Here is a 16,374-nt window from a genome sequence, read left to right as displayed (position 1 = left end):
CAAAGGCTCTTGAGCCAGTGCCAGGCGCAAAACGCTAAAGCGCCTGTCTGTCGCTAAATAACAGAAAGATGCACAGAGCATTCGCGCTTAGCGCTAAAAGCGGGTATGGTGGGCTCACTGTGCTGCATGTGTCACCGCGAATCGCTACTTGATGCCTAGATTTCGATCAAACATCGTCCGACTCCTAGTACTCGTTGCACTCAGTCCCGGCCTGGGCTTTTCCAGGGCTGTTATTACTTTTGTTAGGAGACATTCACATGTCCAATCGTCAAACTGGCACCGTTAAGTGGTTCAACGATGAGAAAGGCTACGGCTTCATCACTCCGCAATCCGGTGACGATCTGTTCGTACACTTCAAAGCTATCCAGAGCGATGGCTTCAAGAGCCTGAAAGAAGGCCAGCAAGTGACTTTCGTGGCCACCCGTGGTCAGAAAGGCATGCAAGCTGAGGAAGTTCAGGTTGTCTAACCTGCGCTAACCCGCTTGAGAAAAAGCCCCGCCTAGTGCGGGGCTTTTTTGTGGGCGCTGGTTTGTCTGTGCACGAGATGTGGCGCACCGGCGTGCGCCACAACCGGATCAGTCTTCGCTGATCACAATAGAAGGCATCGCATGCTGCGCCCCGCCCTGAGCAATCCGCGCACCGACGTTGCGTGCAGTTTCCTGATAGATCATCGCGATCTGGCTTTCCGGATCGGCAATGGCAGTGGGCTTGCCACCATCGGACTGCATACGAATGGCCATCGACAGCGGCAGCGAGGCCAGCAGGTCGACACCAAACTGCGCCGCCAGCTTCTCGCCGCCGCCTTCACCAAACAGATGCTCGGCATGCCCGCAGTTCGAGCAAATGTGCACGGCCATGTTTTCCACCACGCCAAGCACCGGGATATTCACCTTGCGGAACATCTCCACGCCCTTCTTGGCATCCAGCAGGGCCAGATCCTGTGGCGTAGTGACGATAACAGCACCCGCCACCGGCACCTTCTGCGCCAAGGTCAGCTGGATATCGCCAGTGCCCGGCGGCATATCGACCACCAGGTAATCCAGGTCATCCCAGGCAGTCTGGGTAATCAGCTGCAGCAGCGCGCCGGAAACCATCGGCCCGCGCCACACCACCGGGGTGTTTTCGTCGGTGAGAAAGGCCATGGACATCACTTCCACACCATGGGCCTTGAGCGGCACAAACCACTTCTGGTCCTTCACCTGCGGCCGCGTGCCTTCCGGAATACCGAACATGATGCCCTGACTCGGCCCATAGATATCCGCATCGAGAATGCCGACCTTGGCACCTTCACGGGCCAGCGCCAGCGCCAGATTGGCCGCCGTAGTGGACTTGCCCACCCCGCCCTTGCCGGACGCCACAGCAATCACGTTCTTCACATTGGCCAGCGCTGGCACCTGATCCTGCGCTTTGTGCGCTTCGATCACGCAGTCAACCTGCACCTGCGCACGCTCGACGCCGTCGAGCCCTTCCAGAGCCATCTGCAGCATCTGCGCCCAGCCACTTTTGAACAGCCCAGCCGCGTAGCCCAACTGCAGACGCACCTTGACCTGCCCACCCTGAATATCCACCTCACGCAGGCAACCAGCGCTAACCGGGTCCTGATTCAAGTGCGGATCGGTGTATTGGGACAAGGCGGCTTCGACCGCTGCGCGGGTAACGACACTCATGGAAGGCTCCGAAAGGCTGAGTAAAGCAGGTGGGCATCTTACCCCAGGCTAACTCCATAGGCGCGCACCGGCAGGCATTGCCCGTGCAAGGATGAAAAATATCCGCCGCCCCTATATAGTTGCCGGCTTCCCTGAGTTACCAGTGCAGCCGATCCCATGAGCCAAGCCCGCAAGATTCTCGTTACCAGCGCCCTGCCCTACGCCAACGGTTCGATCCACCTTGGCCATATGCTCGAGTACATCCAGACCGACATGTGGGTGCGTTTCCAGAAGCTACGCGGCAACCAGGCCATCTACGTCTGCGCCGACGACGCCCATGGCTCGGCGATCATGCTGCGCGCAGAGAAAGAAGGCATCACCCCGGAACAACTGATCGCCAATGTGCAGGCCGAACACACAGCCGACTTTGCCGACTTCGGGGTCAACTTCGACAACTACCATTCGACTCACTCCGAAGAGAACCGCGAGCTGTCTGCGGCCATCTACCTGAAGCTGCGTGACGCCGGGCATATCGCCACCCGCTCGGTGACCCAGTACTTCGACCCTGAGAAGGGCATGTTCCTCGCCGACCGCTTTATCAAAGGCACCTGCCCCAAGTGCGCGGCCGAAGATCAGTACGGCGACAACTGCGAAAAATGCGGTGCCACCTACGAGCCGACCGAGCTGAAGAACCCGCGCTCTGCGATTTCCGGCGCCGTACCCGAGCTGCGCGATTCCAAGCACTTCTTCTTCAAGCTGCCGGACTTCGAGGCCATGCTGAAAAGCTGGACCCGCGGCGGCGCGCTGCAGGACGCAGTGGCCAACAAGATCGCCGAATGGCTGGATTCCGGCCTGCAGGAATGGGATATCAGCCGCGATGCGCCCTACTTCGGCTTCGAAATCCCCGACGAGCCGGGCAAATACTTCTACGTCTGGCTGGACGCGCCGATCGGCTATATGGCCAGTTTCAAGAATCTTTGCGCCAAGCGCCCGGAGCTGGACTTCGATGCGTTCTGGAACAAGGACTCGACCGCCGAGCTGTACCACTTTATCGGCAAGGACATCGTCAACTTCCACGCCCTGTTCTGGCCGGCCATGCTTGAAGGCGCAGGCCTGCGCAAGCCGACCGCAGTGGCCGTGCACGGCTACCTGACCGTCAACGGACAGAAGATGTCCAAATCCCGTGGCACCTTTATCAAGGCGCGCACCTACCTCGATCACTTGAACCCGGAATACCTGCGCTACTACTACGCGGCCAAGCTGGGCCGTGGCGTGGATGACCTCGACCTGAACCTGGAAGACTTCGTACAGAAGGTCAACTCGGACCTGGTCGGCAAAGTGGTAAATATCGCCAGCCGCTGCGCCGGCTTTATCCACAAAGGCAACAACGGCCTACTGGTGGCCGGCAATGCCGCGCCGGAACTGACCGAAGCCTTCCAGGTCGCCGCACCGAGCATCGCCGAAGCCTACGAGGCCCGCGATTTCGCCCGTGCCATGCGCGAGATCATGGCCCTGGCCGACCGCGCCAACGCCTGGATCGCCGACAAAGCGCCCTGGTCCCTGGCCAAACAGGACGGCAAGCAGGACGAAGTGCAGGCCATCTGCGCCCTGGGCGTGAACCTGTTCCGCCAGTTGGTGATTTTCCTGAAACCAGTGCTGCCGCAACTGGCCAGCGACGCCGAGGCCTTCCTCAATGTCGCTCCGTTGACCTGGGACGACCACCAGACGCTGCTGGCCAACCACCAGTTGAACCCGTTCAGCGCCCTGCTGACCCGTATCGAGCCTGCGAAAATCGACGCCATGATCGAAGCCTCCAAAGAAGACCTGGCCGCCAGCGAAGCCGCTCCAGCAGCCGCTGGCAACGGCGAACTAACCAAAGACCCATTGGCCGCCGAAATCGCCTTCGGCGCCTTTGCCGCGGTCGACCTGCGTATCGCCCTGATCGAGAAATGCGAGTTCGTTGAAGGTGCCGACAAGCTGCTGCGCCTGACCCTGGATATCGGTGACGCCAAACGCAACGTGTTCAGCGGCATCAAGAGCGCCTACCCGGACCCAAGCAAGTTGGAAGGCCGCCTGACCCTTTACGTAGCCAACCTGGCAGCGCGTAAGATGAAGTTCGGCATCAGCGAAGGCATGGTGTTGGCTGCCGGCCCTGGCGGCGAGGAAATCTACCTGCTCAGCCCAGACAGCGGTGCCAAACCAGGCCAGCGGGTCAAGTAAACCTGCGACCCAATAGCGCAGCCACTCTGATCAGGCTGCGCTAGCCTTATGGCAGCACCTCAGGAAGGCTGATCCGGCTTGTATGGCAGGATCGGCTTACCGATAATAGCCACCCCTTTCCTGCGGCCTTTGCCCGTCCATCAATGGAACCCGCAATGACCGAACTCGCCTTGATCATGGTCAGCGCCATCCTGGTCAACAACTTCGTGTTGGTCCAGTTCCTTGGCCTGTGTCCCTTTATGGGCGTCTCGAAGAAGATCGAGACGGCTATCGGCCTGTCGCTGGCCACCACCTTCGTGCTGACCCTGGCCGCCATGTGCAGCTACCTGGTGCAGCAGTACGTGCTCAAGCCGCTGGATATCGAATTCCTGCGTACCATCAGCTTTATTCTGGTGATTGCCGTGGTAGTGCAGTTCACAGAAATGGTAGTGAACAAAACCAGCCCGCTGCTGTACCGCGTGCTCGGCATCTTCCTGCCGCTGATCACCACCAACTGCATCGTTCTGGGCGTGGCCCTGCTCAACGCTAACAAGGCCGAATTCACCTTTATCACCGCCACCGCCAACGGCTTTGCCGCCGGCCTCGGCTTCTCCCTGGTACTGGTGCTGTTTGCTGCCATGCGTGAGCGCATTGCGATTGCCGACGTGCCGAAGTCCTTTCAGGGCGCGGCCATCGGCATGATCACCGCCGGGTTGATGTCCCTGGCCTTTATGGGCTTTACCGGGCTGATCAAGCTATGAGCCTGGTACTGATCGCGGTTCTCGCCCTGCTCGCCCTGTGCCTGGTGGCCGGCGCCATCCTCGGTTTCGCCGCGGTGCGCTTCAAGGTCGAAGGCAACCCGATTGCCGAACAGATCAATGCCCTGCTGCCACAAACCCAGTGCGGCCAATGCGGCTATCCAGGCTGCAAGCCCTACGCCGAGGCGATTGCCGGCGGCGACAAGATCAACAAATGCCCACCCGGCGGCGAAGCGACCATCCAGGCCCTGGCCGACCTGCTCGACGTTGAAGCCGAGCCGTTGGACGCCGTGGAAGGCGAGAAACCGCAGATGGTCGCCTATATCCGCGAAGCCGAATGCATCGGTTGCACCAAGTGCATCCAGGCCTGCCCGGTGGACGCCATCGTCGGCGCGGCCAAACAGATGCACACGGTGATCGTCAGCGAATGCACCGGCTGCGACCTGTGCGTCGAACCCTGCCCGGTGGACTGCATCGACATGCTGGAAGTCGGCAGCACCGTACAAAGTTGGAAATGGGAAAAACCCCTGCTGCCCGGCCAACTGATTGCCAGCGACCGGGAGCAGGCGGCATGAGCGCATTGCACAAGGCAGAAGCACTGATCTGGGATATCCCCGGCGGCATTCACCCGGCCGAGCGCAAGGAGCTGTCCAACCGCACGCCGATCCAGCCGGCGCCGCTGTCCAAGCGTCTGACGCTGCCGCTTAACCAGCATATCGGCGCGCCCGCAGAACCTGTAGTCGCCGTGGGTGATCGCGTGCTGAAAGGCCAGCTGATCGCCGCTGCCACCGGCTTTGTCAGCGTACCCGTGCACGCGCCGACCTCCGGCACCGTGAGCTTTATCGGCCCGCAGCCTTACCCGCATGTATCCGGCATGCTCGCTCCGGCCATCGTGATCGACAGCGATGGGCTGGATAAATGGATCGAGCTGACCCCACAGCCTGACTATCGCCATCTGGAAAACAGCGCTCTGGTTGAACTGATTCGCCAGGCGGGCATCAGCGGTCTGGGCGGTGCGGGCTTTCCCACGGCGGTGAAACTCAACGCGCGGCCGACGCAGAAGATCCACACGCTGATCATCAACGGCACCGAGTGCGAGCCCTATATCAGCGCCGACGACCTGCTGATGCGCGAGCGCGCCAACGAGCTGATCAGCGGCATCGATATTCTGGTGCAGCTGATCCAGCCGGATCAGGTGCTGATCGGCATCGAGGACAACAAACCCGAAGCCATCGCCGCCGTGCGCAGCGCGCTGAACGAGCGCAGCTATCAGCTCAAGGTATTCCCCACCAAGTACCCATCCGGTGGCGAAAAGCAGCTGATCCAGATTCTCACCGGCGTGGAAGTGCCCAGCGGTGGCCTGCCGGCGGATATCGGCATGCTCTGCCAGAACGTTGGCACCTGCGTAGCCATCCATGACGCGGTGATGCACGGCAAACCGCTGATCTCACGCATTACCACCCTGACCGGTGAGGCCCTGGCCCGACCGATGAACGTCGAGGTACTGCTCGGCACGCCGGCGGGTGAATTGCTGGAGTTTGCTGGCCTGAACCGCAGCAAGTTGAACCGCCTGATCATGGGCGGCCCGATGATGGGCTTTACCCTGCCCGACTTCGCCGTACCCGTGATCAAGACCACCAACTGCCTGCTGGCCTCGACCACCGCCGAGCTGCCACCGCCACCGCCGGCCATGCCGTGCATCCGCTGCGGCGAATGCGCCGAAGCCTGCCCGGCCAGCCTGCTGCCGCAGCAGCTGCACTTCTTCGCCATCGGTCAGGAGCATGAACAGCTCAAGGCGCATAACCTGTTCGACTGCATCGAATGCGGCGCCTGCGCCTATGTCTGCCCGTCGAGCATCCCGCTGGTGCAGTACTACCGCGCCGCCAAGGGCGAGATTCGCGACCTAGAGCAGAAGCAGCTCAAGGCCGAGCAATCGAAACAACGCTTCGAGCTGCGCCAGGAACGCCTGCGCCGCGCCGAAGAGCAGAAAGAAGCCGAACGCCAGGCCCGTTCCGCTAAAGCCGCTCAAGCCAAAGCGGCCCAAGCGCAAACCGCATCGGCAGCAGCGGACAGCACTGTGCCACCGGCGAAACCCGGCCTGAGTGACGAGCAGAAGAAACTCAAGATCGAAGCCAGCATGGCCCAGGTCGCCCTGAAGAAAGCAGAAAAGCAGCTGGCCACCCATGCCAGCCCCGAACTACAGGCCCAGGTCGACGAACTGCGCAGCGCTGCAACCATCGCCCAGCAAGCACTCGATAGCGCCATGGCCGCCAACCCGCCAGCCCCGGCCGTAGCGCCAGCAGTCGACGATGGTGCAGTGAAAAAAGCCAAGATCGACGCCGCCATGCTGCGCGCCCAGGTGCGCAAGCTGGAAAAACTCGAAGCACCGAGTGACGAGCAGCACAGCGAATTGCAGCAACTGCGCAGCCAGTTGGAAGCAGCAGAGAAGCTGCTGGCCAGCCTGGAATCTCAAGCGCCAGCGCCTGCGGCCAAATCGGCTGCCGATGATGGTGCACTGAAAAAGGCCAAGATCGACGCCGCCATGCTCCGCGCCCAGGTGCGCAAGCTGGAAAAACTCGAAGCACCCAGCGACGAGCAGAAAAGCGAATTGCAGCAACTGCGCAGCCAGCTGGAAACCGCCGAAAAACTCCTAGCTAGCCTGGAAGCCCAGGCACCAGTACCGGCCGCCAAACCGGCTGCCAACGATGGTGCACTGAAAAAAGCCAAGATCGACGCCGCCATGCTCCGCGCCCAGGTGCGCAAGCTGGAAAAACTCGAAGCACCAAACGACGCGCAGCACAGCGAACTGCAGCAACTGCGCAGCCAGCTGGAAGCCGCCGAAAAACTCCTGGCTGGCCTGGAAGCCCAGGCGCCAGCTGCTGCCTCGAAAGCGTCTGATGCAGACGCCCCCGATCCGCTGAAAAAAGCCAAGATCGAACTGGCAATGAAACGCGCCGAACTGAAAAAAGCCGAGAAAGCCGGCAGCGATGAAGCCACGCTTGGCAGCTTGCGCGAAGCATTGAGCGCCGCCGAGCAGGCGCTGCACCAGGCCGAGGATGCATCTGGCAAGCCGGCTCCCGAGCTGGTGCGCACCGACAAGCAGCCGATCGACGAAACCACCCGCGCGCTGAAGACCGAAGTGGCCTTTGCCCGCGCCGATCTGCGCAAGCTGGAGCGTGATGACAACAGTGCAGCCGACGCCCTGGCCACTGCACGCCAGCGCCTGGCGGATGCTGAACGCCAATTACAGGAACACGCAGGCAGCTGATCACAGCCCTGCGTAGCCAACTCAACGACCGGAGCGCCAATGGCCCTGCCCCGTATCACATCGCCCCACGCCAAGGGCAGCAACCGCACCCAGCAAGTGATGCTGCAGGTGCTGCTGGCTACGGTGCCGGGGATTCTCGCCCTGACCTGGCTGTTCGGCGCCGGCACGTTGATCAACCTGCTATGGGCTAGCGCCTGCGCACTGGGTTTTGAAGCGGCTATCCTGGCGCTGCGTAAACGCCCGGTGCTGTTCTTCCTCAAGGACTACAGCGTACTGGTCACCGCTGTACTGCTGGCCCTGGCGCTGCCGCCCTATTCGCCCTGGTGGCTGACCCTGGTGGCGGTGGGTTTTGCCGTGCTGTTCGGCAAGCAGCTGTATGGCGGCCTTGGGCAGAACCCCTTTAATCCGGCCATGCTCGGCTATGTGGTGGTGCTGATTTCCTTCCCCGTAGAGATGACCAGCTGGCCAGCCCCGCATACGGTCGGCCTGCTTGAAGGGCTGCAACAGATTCTTGGCATCGCCAACCTGCCTGACGGCTGGGCCCAGGCCACCGCGCTGGACGCGTTGAAGGTCAACAAGAGCCTGACCGTCGACGAGCTGTGGGCACAGAATCCGGCATTCGGCTACCTCGGTGGCGCCGCCACCGAAGCGGTCAACCTGGCCTTCCTCGCTGGCGGCCTGTACCTGCTGCACAAGCGTCTGTTCACCTGGCACGCACCGGTGGGCATGCTCGCCGCCCTGGCCCTGATGAGCCTGTTGTTCTGGAACGGCTCGGGCTCGGACTCCAACGGCTCACCGCTGTTTCACCTGCTGACGGGCGCGACTATGCTCGGCGCCTTCTTTATCGTCACCGACCCAGTCAGCGGCGCCACCAGCAACCTCGGCCGGCTGATTTTCGGCATCGGCGTGGGTGTGCTGGTCTATGTAATCCGCGCCTGGGGCGGCTATCCGGACGGCGTTGCCTTCGCCGTGCTACTGATGAACCTGGCCGCCCCAACCATCGACTACTACACGCGGCCGCGCACCTACGGCCACCGCAAGCCGACTCGCGGCTTCAAGTTGGGAGAGTAACCGTGGCCCTACCTGAAATTAGCCGCTCGATGCTGAAGAACGCCCTGGTGCTCGGGTTGTTTGCCATCGCCACCGTGGGCCTGGTAGCCATGCTGCAGCAAGCCACGGCCGAGCGTATTGCCAACGCGGAGCGCGAAGCCCAGGTGCGCGCTCTGAGCGAGATCCTGCCGCAAGGTAGCTACGACAACCACCTGTTGGATAACAGCATCCAGCTGCACGATCCTCTGCTCGGCAGTAAGTCGCCGCAGACCGCCTATATCGCCCTGCAAGACGGCAAACCCAGCGCCGTGATCCTGCGCGCCACCGCGCCGGACGGTTACAGCGGCGCGATCCACTTGCTGATCGGTATCCAGGCCGACGGCCGCCTAGCCGGTGTACGTGTGCTGGGTCATCGGGAAACCCCCGGCCTGGGCGACAAGATCGAGCTGGCCAAGAGCGCCTGGATTCGTAGTTTCGACGGCAAGTCATTGAGCAATCCCGGCGAGGATGGCTGGGCAGTGAAGAAAGATCGTGGCGAGTTCGACCAGTTTGCCGGCGCCACCATCACCCCGCGCGCGGTGGTCAAGGCCGTGCACAAGGCCCTGCAGTATTTCGATGCCAATCAAGAGCAGCTGTTCGCAGCCCAGGTGAAGTCCAATGGCTAGTCCCAGCTACCGCGAGATCACCCTTAACGGCCTGTGGAAGAACAACCCGGCGCTGGTACAACTGCTCGGCCTCTGCCCGCTGCTCGGAGTAAGCAACTCGGCGGCCAACGCCCTCGGCCTGGCGCTGGCCAGTGCCGTGGTGCTGGTGTGCTCCAACACCGCCGTGTCGCTGGTGCGCGGCGTGGTCAACACCGCCGTGCGGCTGCCGGCCTTTGTGATGATCATCGCCGCCCTGACCACCTGCATCGAACTGCTGATGCAGGCTTTCACCTACGAGCTGTACCAGATTCTCGGCATCTTTATCCCGCTGATCACTACTAACTGCGTGATCCTCGGCCGCGCCGATGGCTTCGCTGCGAAGAACGACCCGGCCCGCGCCGCCTATGACGGCCTGATGATGGGCCTGGGCTTTGGCGTGGTGCTGGTGATGATCGGCGCGCTGCGCGAGCTGTTCGGCACCGGCGCGGTGTTTGCCAATATGCACCTGCTGTTCGGCCCTATCGCCGCCAACTGGCAGCTGACGCTGATCCCCGAGTACAAGGGCTTCCTGCTGGCCATCCTGCCGCCGGGTGCCTTTATCGTGCTGGGCTTGCTGATCGCCTGCAAAAACCGTGTGGATGAGGTGCTGGCCGAGCGAGCCAAGGCGCAGCAGGTTGATGCTCCAGTGCAAAGCCGCCGCGTACGGGTGACCGGAGTGATCGAGTGAACGCCGCCAAGCGCTACGAGATCTTCCGCCGCCTGCATGAAGACAACCCCGAGCCGAAGACCGAGCTGGCCTACAGTTCGCCGTTCGAGCTGCTGGTAGCGGTCACCCTGTCCGCCCAGGCCACTGACGTCAGCGTCAACAAGGCCACCGCCAAATTATTCCCGGTAGCCAATACCCCCGAGGCGATCTATGCACTCGGCGTTGAGGGGTTGAGCGAATACATCAAGACCATTGGCCTATACAACAGCAAGGCCAAGAACGTTATCGAGGCCTGCCGCATCCTCATCGAGAAGCATGGCAGCCAGGTACCGGATAACCGCGAAGACCTCGAAGCCCTGCCCGGGGTCGGCCGCAAGACCGCAAACGTGGTGCTCAACACCGCATTCCGCCAGCTGGCCATGGCGGTGGACACGCATATCTTCCGCGTCAGCAACCGCACTGGGATTGCTCCCGGCAAAAACGTGCTGGAAGTGGAAAACAAGCTGATGAAATTCGTGCCCAAGGAATTTCTCCTCGACTCACACCACTGGCTGATCCTCCATGGTCGCTACGTGTGCCAGGCGCGCAAGCCACGCTGTGGCAGCTGCCGCATCGAAGATCTGTGCGAATACAAACAGAAAACCTCCGACGATTGAGCCGCTATTCAGCAGTTCAATAAGCTGATTGAAAAAATCTTTTTTACCCGCCCAGGTTTTGTCGCTATAAGGTGCGCAAATCAGGTTGTGTGAAAACGTAGCGAGCGAAGGTCAGGCAAGACGGAAATAGGCGAACACGCGGAGTTTACGAGCTGTAAATGAGCAGTGTGAGCCGGTTTCCAACGCAGCATGGCCGAGCGCAGTAGTTTTCACAGCAGCTGGATGGCCCTGGTAGCCTGGAGTGAATCTATGAGCACTGACAAAGAAGAACTTGAGCTCGACGAAGACTTTGTTGCCGAAGAAGCGGATGACACCGAAGCGCCGGTAGAGGTTGCCAAGACCAACCTGACCAAGCGCCGCATCATCGATAACTTCCTCGAAGAGCGCCGCCTGCACAAGCAATTGGCAGAATACGACTTCGACCTCTAACCCGCCGGCAACAAAAAGCCCCGCTACACTGCGGGGCTTTTTTGTGGCTCAGCAGACTCAGCCAGCCTTAATCGGCGCGCGATGGCGACAACAGCTCAATCTTGTAACCATCCGGGTCTTCGACGAACGCCAGAATGCTGGTGCCATGCTTCATCGGCCCCGGCTCGCGGGTGATCTTACCGCCGCGGGTGCGAATGTCTTCGCAGGCCTTGTACACATCCGCCACTTCCAGGGCGATATGGCCGTAACCAGTGCCCAGTTCGTAGCTTTCCACGCCCCAGTTATGGGTCAGTTCGATCACGCTGTTGTGCGCTTCATCGCCATAACCGACGAAGGCCAGAGTGAACTGCCCTTCCGGGTAGTCCTTACGGCGCAGCAGGGTCATGCCCAGCACTTCGGTGTAGAACGCGATGGATTTATCCATATCGCCGACGCGCAGCATGGTATGCAGCAGTCTCATCAGGTGTCTCCTCATCAATGCCCGGCTGTGTGGGCTTATAAATGCAAACCCCGGCTTATGGCCGGGGCTTGGTGTGGTGCAGGTGCTCCAGTCTATCAGAGCATCTTGCGCCCTTTGCCCGCAGCGATGCGCATGCGCAGAGCGTTGAGCTTGATGAAACCACCGGCGTCCGCCTGGTTGTAAGCACCGCCGTCTTCTTCGAAGGTGGCGATATTGGCGTCGAACAGCGAGTCATCAGACTTGCGACCTGTGATGATCACGTTGCCTTTATACAGTTTCATGCGCACCACACCGTTCACGTTGGCCTGGGACGCATCGATCATCTGTTGCAGCATCAGACGCTCAGGGCTCCACCAGAAACCGTTGTAGATCAGGCTAGCGTATTTCGGCATCAGCTCGTCTTTCAGGTGGGCAACTTCGCGGTCCAGGGTGATCGACTCAATAGCGCGGTGACCTTTGAGCATGATGGTGCCGCCAGGGGTCTCGTAGCAGCCACGGGACTTCATGCCAACAAAGCGGTTTTCAACGATATCCAGACGGCCGATGCCGTTCTCGCCGCCGATGCGGTTCAGTTCGGCCAACACGGTGGCCGGGCTCATGGCCTTGCCGTCGATGGCGACGATGTCACCGGCGCGATAGGTCAGTTCGATATAGGTTGGGGTATCCGGCGCGGCTTCTGGCGACTTGGTCCAGCGCCACATGTCTTCTTCGTGCTCGGTCCAGGTGTCTTCCAGCACGCCGCCTTCATAGGAGATGTGCAGCAGGTTGGCATCCATGGAGTACGGCGATTTTTTCTTGCCGTGACGCTCGATCGGGATGGCGTGCTTCTCGGCGTAGTCCATCAGTTTCTCGCGCGACAGCAGGTCCCACTCACGCCAGGGGGCAATCACTTTCACGCCCGGCTTGAGCGCATAGGCACCCAGCTCGAAACGCACCTGGTCGTTGCCCTTGCCGGTGGCGCCATGGGAGATGGCGTCGGCGCCGGTCTCGTTGGCGATTTCGATCAGACGCTTGGCGATCAGCGGGCGAGCGATGGACGTGCCCAGCAGGTACTCGCCTTCATAGACGGTGTTGGCGCGGAACATTGGGTAGACGAAATCGCGGACGAATTCTTCGCGCAGGTCGTCAATGTAGATTTCCTTGACGCCCATGGCCTGTGCCTTGGCGCGTGCCGGCTCGACTTCCTCACCCTGGCCGAGGTCAGCGGTGAAGGTCACCACTTCGCAGTTATAGGTATCTTGCAGCCACTTGAGGATCACGGAAGTGTCCAGGCCACCGGAATATGCCAGGACTACCTTGTTTACGTCGGCCATGCCATCAACTCCACGGGGTTGTGCGGGAAAACCGACGATTCTACTGCCCATGCCGCCTGATTTACAGAGGCGCGACAGCTTGTGACGACCAAGCGACGGATAATTGTTGGACAACAGACGAGTTGCAGGCGCTAGGAGGTGGCCGCAGGGTCCGCAGCAGCAGGCGCCGGCTCCGCTTCTGGCGCAGGGGGCACTGCCGCTTCCGGCACCCGGTCAAGCAGAATGGTTACTCGGCGGTTCTTCGCCCGATTGGCTTCATTGTTGTTTGGTGCCACCGGGTAGCGCTCACCATGAAAACGCATGGTGATCTGCTCGGCAGGAATGCCGTTGGCCTTGAGGTATTCCATCACCGCCAACGCACGGCGGCGCGACAAATCGCGATTAGTCAGGCGATTGCCGCCATTGTCGGCATGGCCGTCTAGCTGAATGCGATTGACGCTGGGGTCGGCCTTGAGAAAGCTGAGGATGATATCGAGCTTGGCCTGGGCCAGTGGTTCCAGCGTAACACCACCACCTGGAAAACCGACCTGACTCTTGCGCACTTGATCGAAATTCACCGGCAGCAGCTTGGCCGTGCAATCCAGGTATTCGTGGTAGGCCTTGTTGAATTTGGCCGGCAACAGACGCACTTCAACCGCGTCCCCCCCCATGGCTGTGCGATGGCGTACCAGAGGACTGCGCCCCTCCAACAGCCCCGTCAGCAAGCGCGTGCCCTGCTCCTGCGAACTGTTGAATAGCACCTCGGCCGGTACCACGCTGACCGAGCCCAAGTTGATATCACCGCGCCCCGGCTGCCAGGGCGCCGCCGCCGCCAACAAGGTGGCATTACCAGCACCCAGCCAGCGCTCACGAGCTTTCAGGCTGAAGGTCACCTGTTCACCCGCTCGCCGTACAAACACCCCGGAACCGAAATCAGTAATGGGTTGCGACAGACGGCACTCGAACTGATCGCCTTCGACCTGCCACTCGATCTTCTCCAGACGGGTCTGGAAGCTGATGGCTAGGACGGGCTGGCTTGCCAGCAGGCAAAGCACCGCGAGTGGATAGGGTCGCACGACAGACTCCAGGGAATACGGCTTACCCTCTGTCTATCGGTGCCACGGCGAAAAACTTGAGCAGCGCTTTATGCCTCTTCTGCAAGTCGGGCCATGATTCAATCCCGCCTTCAGTCAGCTTTACCTGCCGCGCCTGCTTTCAACGTGCTGCCAGGGGGCTTTTCCGGTAGCATTCTCGCCACGTTTTGCCCGCCTGGAAGCTTCCATGACTGACCGCCTTACCCTGCTGCGCCCCGACGACTGGCACATCCACCTGCGCGACGGTGGCGTCCTGCCCCACACCGTCGCCGATGTAGCCCGCACCTTCGGCCGCGCCATCATCATGCCTAACCTGGTACCGCCGGTACGCAATGCCAGCGAAGCCGATGCCTATCGCCAGCGCATTCTCAGCGCCCGCCCTGCCGGCAGCCGTTTCGAGCCGCTGATGGTGCTGTACCTGACTGATCTGACTCAGCCTGACGATGTGCGCACCGCCAAAGCCTCGGGCTTTGTGTATGCGGCCAAGCTCTACCCGGCCGGAGCGACTACCAACTCCGATTCGGGCGTAACCAGCATCGACAAGATTTTTCCGGTGCTCGAAGCCATGGCCGAAGTCGGTCTGCCGCTATTGGTACACGGCGAAGTGACGCGCAGCGAGATCGATGTATTCGACCGCGAGAAGATCTTTATCGGCGAGCACCTGAGCCGTGTGGTCGAGCGTTTCCCGACCTTGAAAGTGGTGTTCGAGCACATCACCACCCGCGATGCGGTGGAATTTGTGCAAAGCGCTTCGGCCAACGTCGGCGCGACCATCACCGCCCATCACCTGCTGTACAACCGCAACCACATGCTGGTGGGCGGTATTCGCCCGCACTTCTACTGCCTGCCGATTCTCAAGCGCAACACCCATCAGGATGCCCTGCTGGATGCGGCCACCAGCGGTAACGCCAAGTTCTTCCTCGGCACCGACTCGGCACCGCACGCCAAGCATGCCAAGGAAGCAGCCTGCGGCTGCGCCGGATGCTACACCGCCTATGCGGCCATCGAGCTGTATGCCGAGGCCTTCGAACAGCGCAATGCACTGGACAAGCTGGAAGCCTTCGCCAGCCTCAACGGCCCAGACTTCTACGGCCTGCCGCGCAACACCGACAGCATCACCCTGGTGCGTGAAGACTGGACCGCACCGGCCAGCCTGCCGCTGGGCGAGCAAACCGTTATCCCGCTGCGCGCCGGTGAAACCCTGCGCTGGCGTCTGCTGGAGCGCCACGCGTGAGTGAAGACCTGTACGACGACGAAGCCGAAAGCGGCAGCCACTCCGGCCCGCGCCACCCGATGGCCGCGCGCTTTCGTGGCTACCTGCCGGTAGTAGTGGACGTGGAAACTGGTGGTTTCAACTGCGCCACCGATGCCCTGCTGGAGATTGCTGCCACCACCATTGGCATGGATGAAGGCGGCTTCCTTTACCCAGAGCACACCCAGTTCTTCCGTATCGAACCGTTCGAAGGCGCGAATATCGAACAGGCGGCGCTGGACTTCACCGGCATCAAACTCGATCACCCGCTGCGTATGGCCGTGACCGAAGAGCACGCGTTGACGGAAATCTTCCGTGGTCTGCGCAAATCGCTGAAAGCCAATAGCTGCAAGCGGGCGATTCTGGTCGGCCACAACAGCAGCTTCGACCTGGGCTTCCTCAATGCCGCTGTTAACCGCACCGGCATCAAGCGCAACCCGTTCCACCCCTTCTCAAGCTTCGACACCGCCACCCTGGCCGGCCTCGCCTATGGCCAGACCGTATTGGCCAAGGCCTGCCAGGCCGCCGGTATCGACTTCGATGGCAAAGAAGCGCACTCGGCACGTTACGACACCGAGAAAACCGCCGAGCTGTTCTGCGGCATCGTCAACCGCTGGAAGGAGATGGGCGGCTGGATGGATTTCGACGACTAGGGTTAGGGCGGTCAACGATCTGCTGCGCGTCGGCCCTGCGGCGTTTTAAAAAGACTCGGCAAGCCGCTATGGCTAACGCGCTTCAGCGCGACCCGAAGGGCGAGTGAAACGAGTACTGCTCATGTACAACAGTGCACTCCGCTTCCTCGCCTGTTTTTGCCTGGCAGGACTCTAGCTCGCAAGATCGGGAGCAATTGCGTCTGTGCTGGCGCCTGACCTGCCCCAATAAAAAGCCCCGCACTAAGCGGGGCTTTTTATTGGGGCAGG

At 61.1% G+C, this 16,374-nt stretch carries 16 protein-coding genes; 12 read left to right on the top strand and 4 right to left on the bottom strand.

The features are described 5' to 3' along the window. The first annotated feature begins 257 nt into the window (after window positions 1–257). On the top strand, window positions 258–467 hold the full coding sequence (locus RHP75_RS07935; RefSeq protein WP_004423761.1) for a cold-shock protein: 210 nt from the start codon (window positions 258–260) through the stop codon (window positions 465–467). Between the two features lie 108 nt (window positions 468–575). On the opposite strand, the gene apbC is transcribed toward RHP75_RS07935, so the two are convergent. After that, a complete protein-coding gene (gene apbC / locus RHP75_RS07930) occupies window positions 576–1,667 on the bottom strand; it encodes an iron-sulfur cluster carrier protein ApbC (RefSeq protein WP_311091255.1) in 1,092 nt (363 codons plus the stop codon). A 156-nt stretch (window positions 1,668–1,823) separates the two neighbouring features. Between apbC and metG the strand changes: the two genes are divergently transcribed. The 9 genes from metG to RHP75_RS07885 all read left to right on the top strand — a co-directional run bounded on the left by metG (window position 1,824) and on the right by RHP75_RS07885 (window position 11,356). Continuing rightward, window positions 1,824–3,866 carry a methionine--tRNA ligase gene (metG, locus tag RHP75_RS07925; protein ID WP_311091254.1) on the top strand — a complete coding sequence of 681 codons (2,043 nt, stop codon included), beginning with the start codon at window positions 1,824–1,826 and terminating at the stop codon, window positions 3,864–3,866. Between the two features lie 155 nt (window positions 3,867–4,021). Continuing rightward, window positions 4,022–4,606 (top strand): electron transport complex subunit RsxA, encoded by a 585-nt coding sequence (gene rsxA, locus RHP75_RS07920; protein WP_311091253.1) that lies wholly within the window; start codon window positions 4,022–4,024, stop codon window positions 4,604–4,606. After that, window positions 4,603–5,178, top strand: coding sequence for an electron transport complex subunit RsxB (gene rsxB, locus RHP75_RS07915; RefSeq protein WP_167145151.1), 576 nt, complete (start codon window positions 4,603–4,605; stop codon window positions 5,176–5,178). The genes rsxA and rsxB overlap by 4 nt, the downstream gene beginning before the upstream one ends. Then, entirely contained in the window at window positions 5,175–7,871 is a 2,697-nt protein-coding gene (gene rsxC / locus RHP75_RS07910) for an electron transport complex subunit RsxC (RefSeq protein ID WP_311091252.1), read from the top strand. Before rsxB ends, rsxC begins: the two co-directional genes overlap by 4 nt. A 39-nt stretch (window positions 7,872–7,910) precedes the next feature. Next, window positions 7,911–8,942 carry an RnfABCDGE type electron transport complex subunit D gene (locus RHP75_RS07905; RefSeq protein ID WP_311091251.1) on the top strand — a complete coding sequence of 344 codons (1,032 nt, stop codon included), beginning with the start codon at window positions 7,911–7,913 and terminating at the stop codon, window positions 8,940–8,942. A gap of 29 nt (window positions 8,943–8,971) precedes the next feature. Next, window positions 8,972–9,586 (top strand): electron transport complex subunit RsxG, encoded by a 615-nt coding sequence (rsxG, locus tag RHP75_RS07900; protein WP_311091891.1) that lies wholly within the window; start codon window positions 8,972–8,974, stop codon window positions 9,584–9,586. Further along, a complete protein-coding gene (locus RHP75_RS07895) occupies window positions 9,579–10,292 on the top strand; it encodes an electron transport complex subunit E (RefSeq protein ID WP_311091250.1) in 714 nt (237 codons plus the stop codon). The genes rsxG and RHP75_RS07895 overlap by 8 nt, the downstream gene beginning before the upstream one ends. Then, window positions 10,289–10,927: an endonuclease III gene (gene nth, locus RHP75_RS07890; RefSeq protein ID WP_311091249.1), complete on the top strand. Its 639-nt coding sequence runs from the start codon at window positions 10,289–10,291 to the stop codon at window positions 10,925–10,927. Before RHP75_RS07895 ends, nth begins: the two co-directional genes overlap by 4 nt. Window positions 10,928–11,176: 249 nt before the next feature. After that, window positions 11,177–11,356: a PA3496 family putative envelope integrity protein gene (locus RHP75_RS07885; protein ID WP_269382801.1), complete on the top strand. Its 180-nt coding sequence runs from the start codon at window positions 11,177–11,179 to the stop codon at window positions 11,354–11,356. Between the two features lie 67 nt (window positions 11,357–11,423). On the opposite strand, the gene gloA is transcribed toward RHP75_RS07885, so the two are convergent. The 3 genes from gloA to RHP75_RS07870 all read right to left on the bottom strand — a co-directional run bounded on the left by gloA (window position 11,424) and on the right by RHP75_RS07870 (window position 14,184). Next, a complete protein-coding gene (gene gloA, locus RHP75_RS07880) occupies window positions 11,424–11,816 on the bottom strand; it encodes a lactoylglutathione lyase (RefSeq protein ID WP_090252363.1) in 393 nt (130 codons plus the stop codon). 95 nt (window positions 11,817–11,911) lie between these two features. Beyond that, on the bottom strand, window positions 11,912–13,129 hold the full coding sequence (locus RHP75_RS07875; RefSeq protein ID WP_090252361.1) for an argininosuccinate synthase: 1,218 nt from the start codon (window positions 13,127–13,129) through the stop codon (window positions 11,912–11,914). A gap of 131 nt (window positions 13,130–13,260) precedes the next feature. Continuing rightward, entirely contained in the window at window positions 13,261–14,184 is a 924-nt protein-coding gene (locus tag RHP75_RS07870) for an OmpA family protein (protein WP_311091247.1), read from the bottom strand. 205 nt (window positions 14,185–14,389) lie between these two features. Between RHP75_RS07870 and pyrC the strand changes: the two genes are divergently transcribed. Continuing rightward, window positions 14,390–15,436 carry a dihydroorotase gene (gene pyrC / locus RHP75_RS07865; RefSeq protein ID WP_311091246.1) on the top strand — a complete coding sequence of 349 codons (1,047 nt, stop codon included), beginning with the start codon at window positions 14,390–14,392 and terminating at the stop codon, window positions 15,434–15,436. Then, on the top strand, window positions 15,433–16,107 hold the full coding sequence (gene rnt, locus RHP75_RS07860; RefSeq protein WP_305589285.1) for a ribonuclease T: 675 nt from the start codon (window positions 15,433–15,435) through the stop codon (window positions 16,105–16,107). The genes pyrC and rnt overlap by 4 nt, the downstream gene beginning before the upstream one ends. Window positions 16,108–16,374 lie beyond the last annotated feature (267 nt).

Source organism: Pseudomonas sp. SG20056, from assembly GCF_031764535.1.
Taxonomy (GTDB): domain Bacteria; phylum Pseudomonadota; class Gammaproteobacteria; order Pseudomonadales; family Pseudomonadaceae; genus Aquipseudomonas.
The sequence above is the reverse complement of the archived record's forward strand: the minus strand, read 5'-3'. Positions and strand labels throughout refer to the sequence as shown.

Excerpts from the sequence above, each read along its gene's own strand:
- pyrC (WP_311091246.1), top strand. The coding sequence starts at position 14,390 with ATGACTGACCGCCTTACCCTGCTGCGCCCCGACGACTGGCACATCCAC.
- RHP75_RS07935 (WP_004423761.1), top strand. The coding sequence starts at position 258 with ATGTCCAATCGTCAAACTGGCACCGTTAAGTGGTTCAACGATGAGAAA.
- rsxA (WP_311091253.1), top strand. The coding sequence starts at position 4,022 with ATGACCGAACTCGCCTTGATCATGGTCAGCGCCATCCTGGTCAACAAC.
- rsxB (WP_167145151.1), top strand. The coding sequence starts at position 4,603 with ATGAGCCTGGTACTGATCGCGGTTCTCGCCCTGCTCGCCCTGTGCCTG.
- RHP75_RS07895 (WP_311091250.1), top strand. The coding sequence starts at position 9,579 with ATGGCTAGTCCCAGCTACCGCGAGATCACCCTTAACGGCCTGTGGAAG.
- rsxG (WP_311091891.1), top strand. The coding sequence starts at position 8,972 with ATGCTGAAGAACGCCCTGGTGCTCGGGTTGTTTGCCATCGCCACCGTG.
- metG (WP_311091254.1), top strand. The coding sequence starts at position 1,824 with ATGAGCCAAGCCCGCAAGATTCTCGTTACCAGCGCCCTGCCCTACGCC.
- apbC (WP_311091255.1), bottom strand. The coding sequence starts at position 1,667 with ATGAGTGTCGTTACCCGCGCAGCGGTCGAAGCCGCCTTGTCCCAATAC.
- RHP75_RS07885 (WP_269382801.1), top strand. The coding sequence starts at position 11,177 with ATGAGCACTGACAAAGAAGAACTTGAGCTCGACGAAGACTTTGTTGCC.
- RHP75_RS07875 (WP_090252361.1), bottom strand. The coding sequence starts at position 13,129 with ATGGCCGACGTAAACAAGGTAGTCCTGGCATATTCCGGTGGCCTGGAC.
- rsxC (WP_311091252.1), top strand. The coding sequence starts at position 5,175 with ATGAGCGCATTGCACAAGGCAGAAGCACTGATCTGGGATATCCCCGGC.
- RHP75_RS07905 (WP_311091251.1), top strand. The coding sequence starts at position 7,911 with ATGGCCCTGCCCCGTATCACATCGCCCCACGCCAAGGGCAGCAACCGC.
- gloA (WP_090252363.1), bottom strand. The coding sequence starts at position 11,816 with ATGAGACTGCTGCATACCATGCTGCGCGTCGGCGATATGGATAAATCC.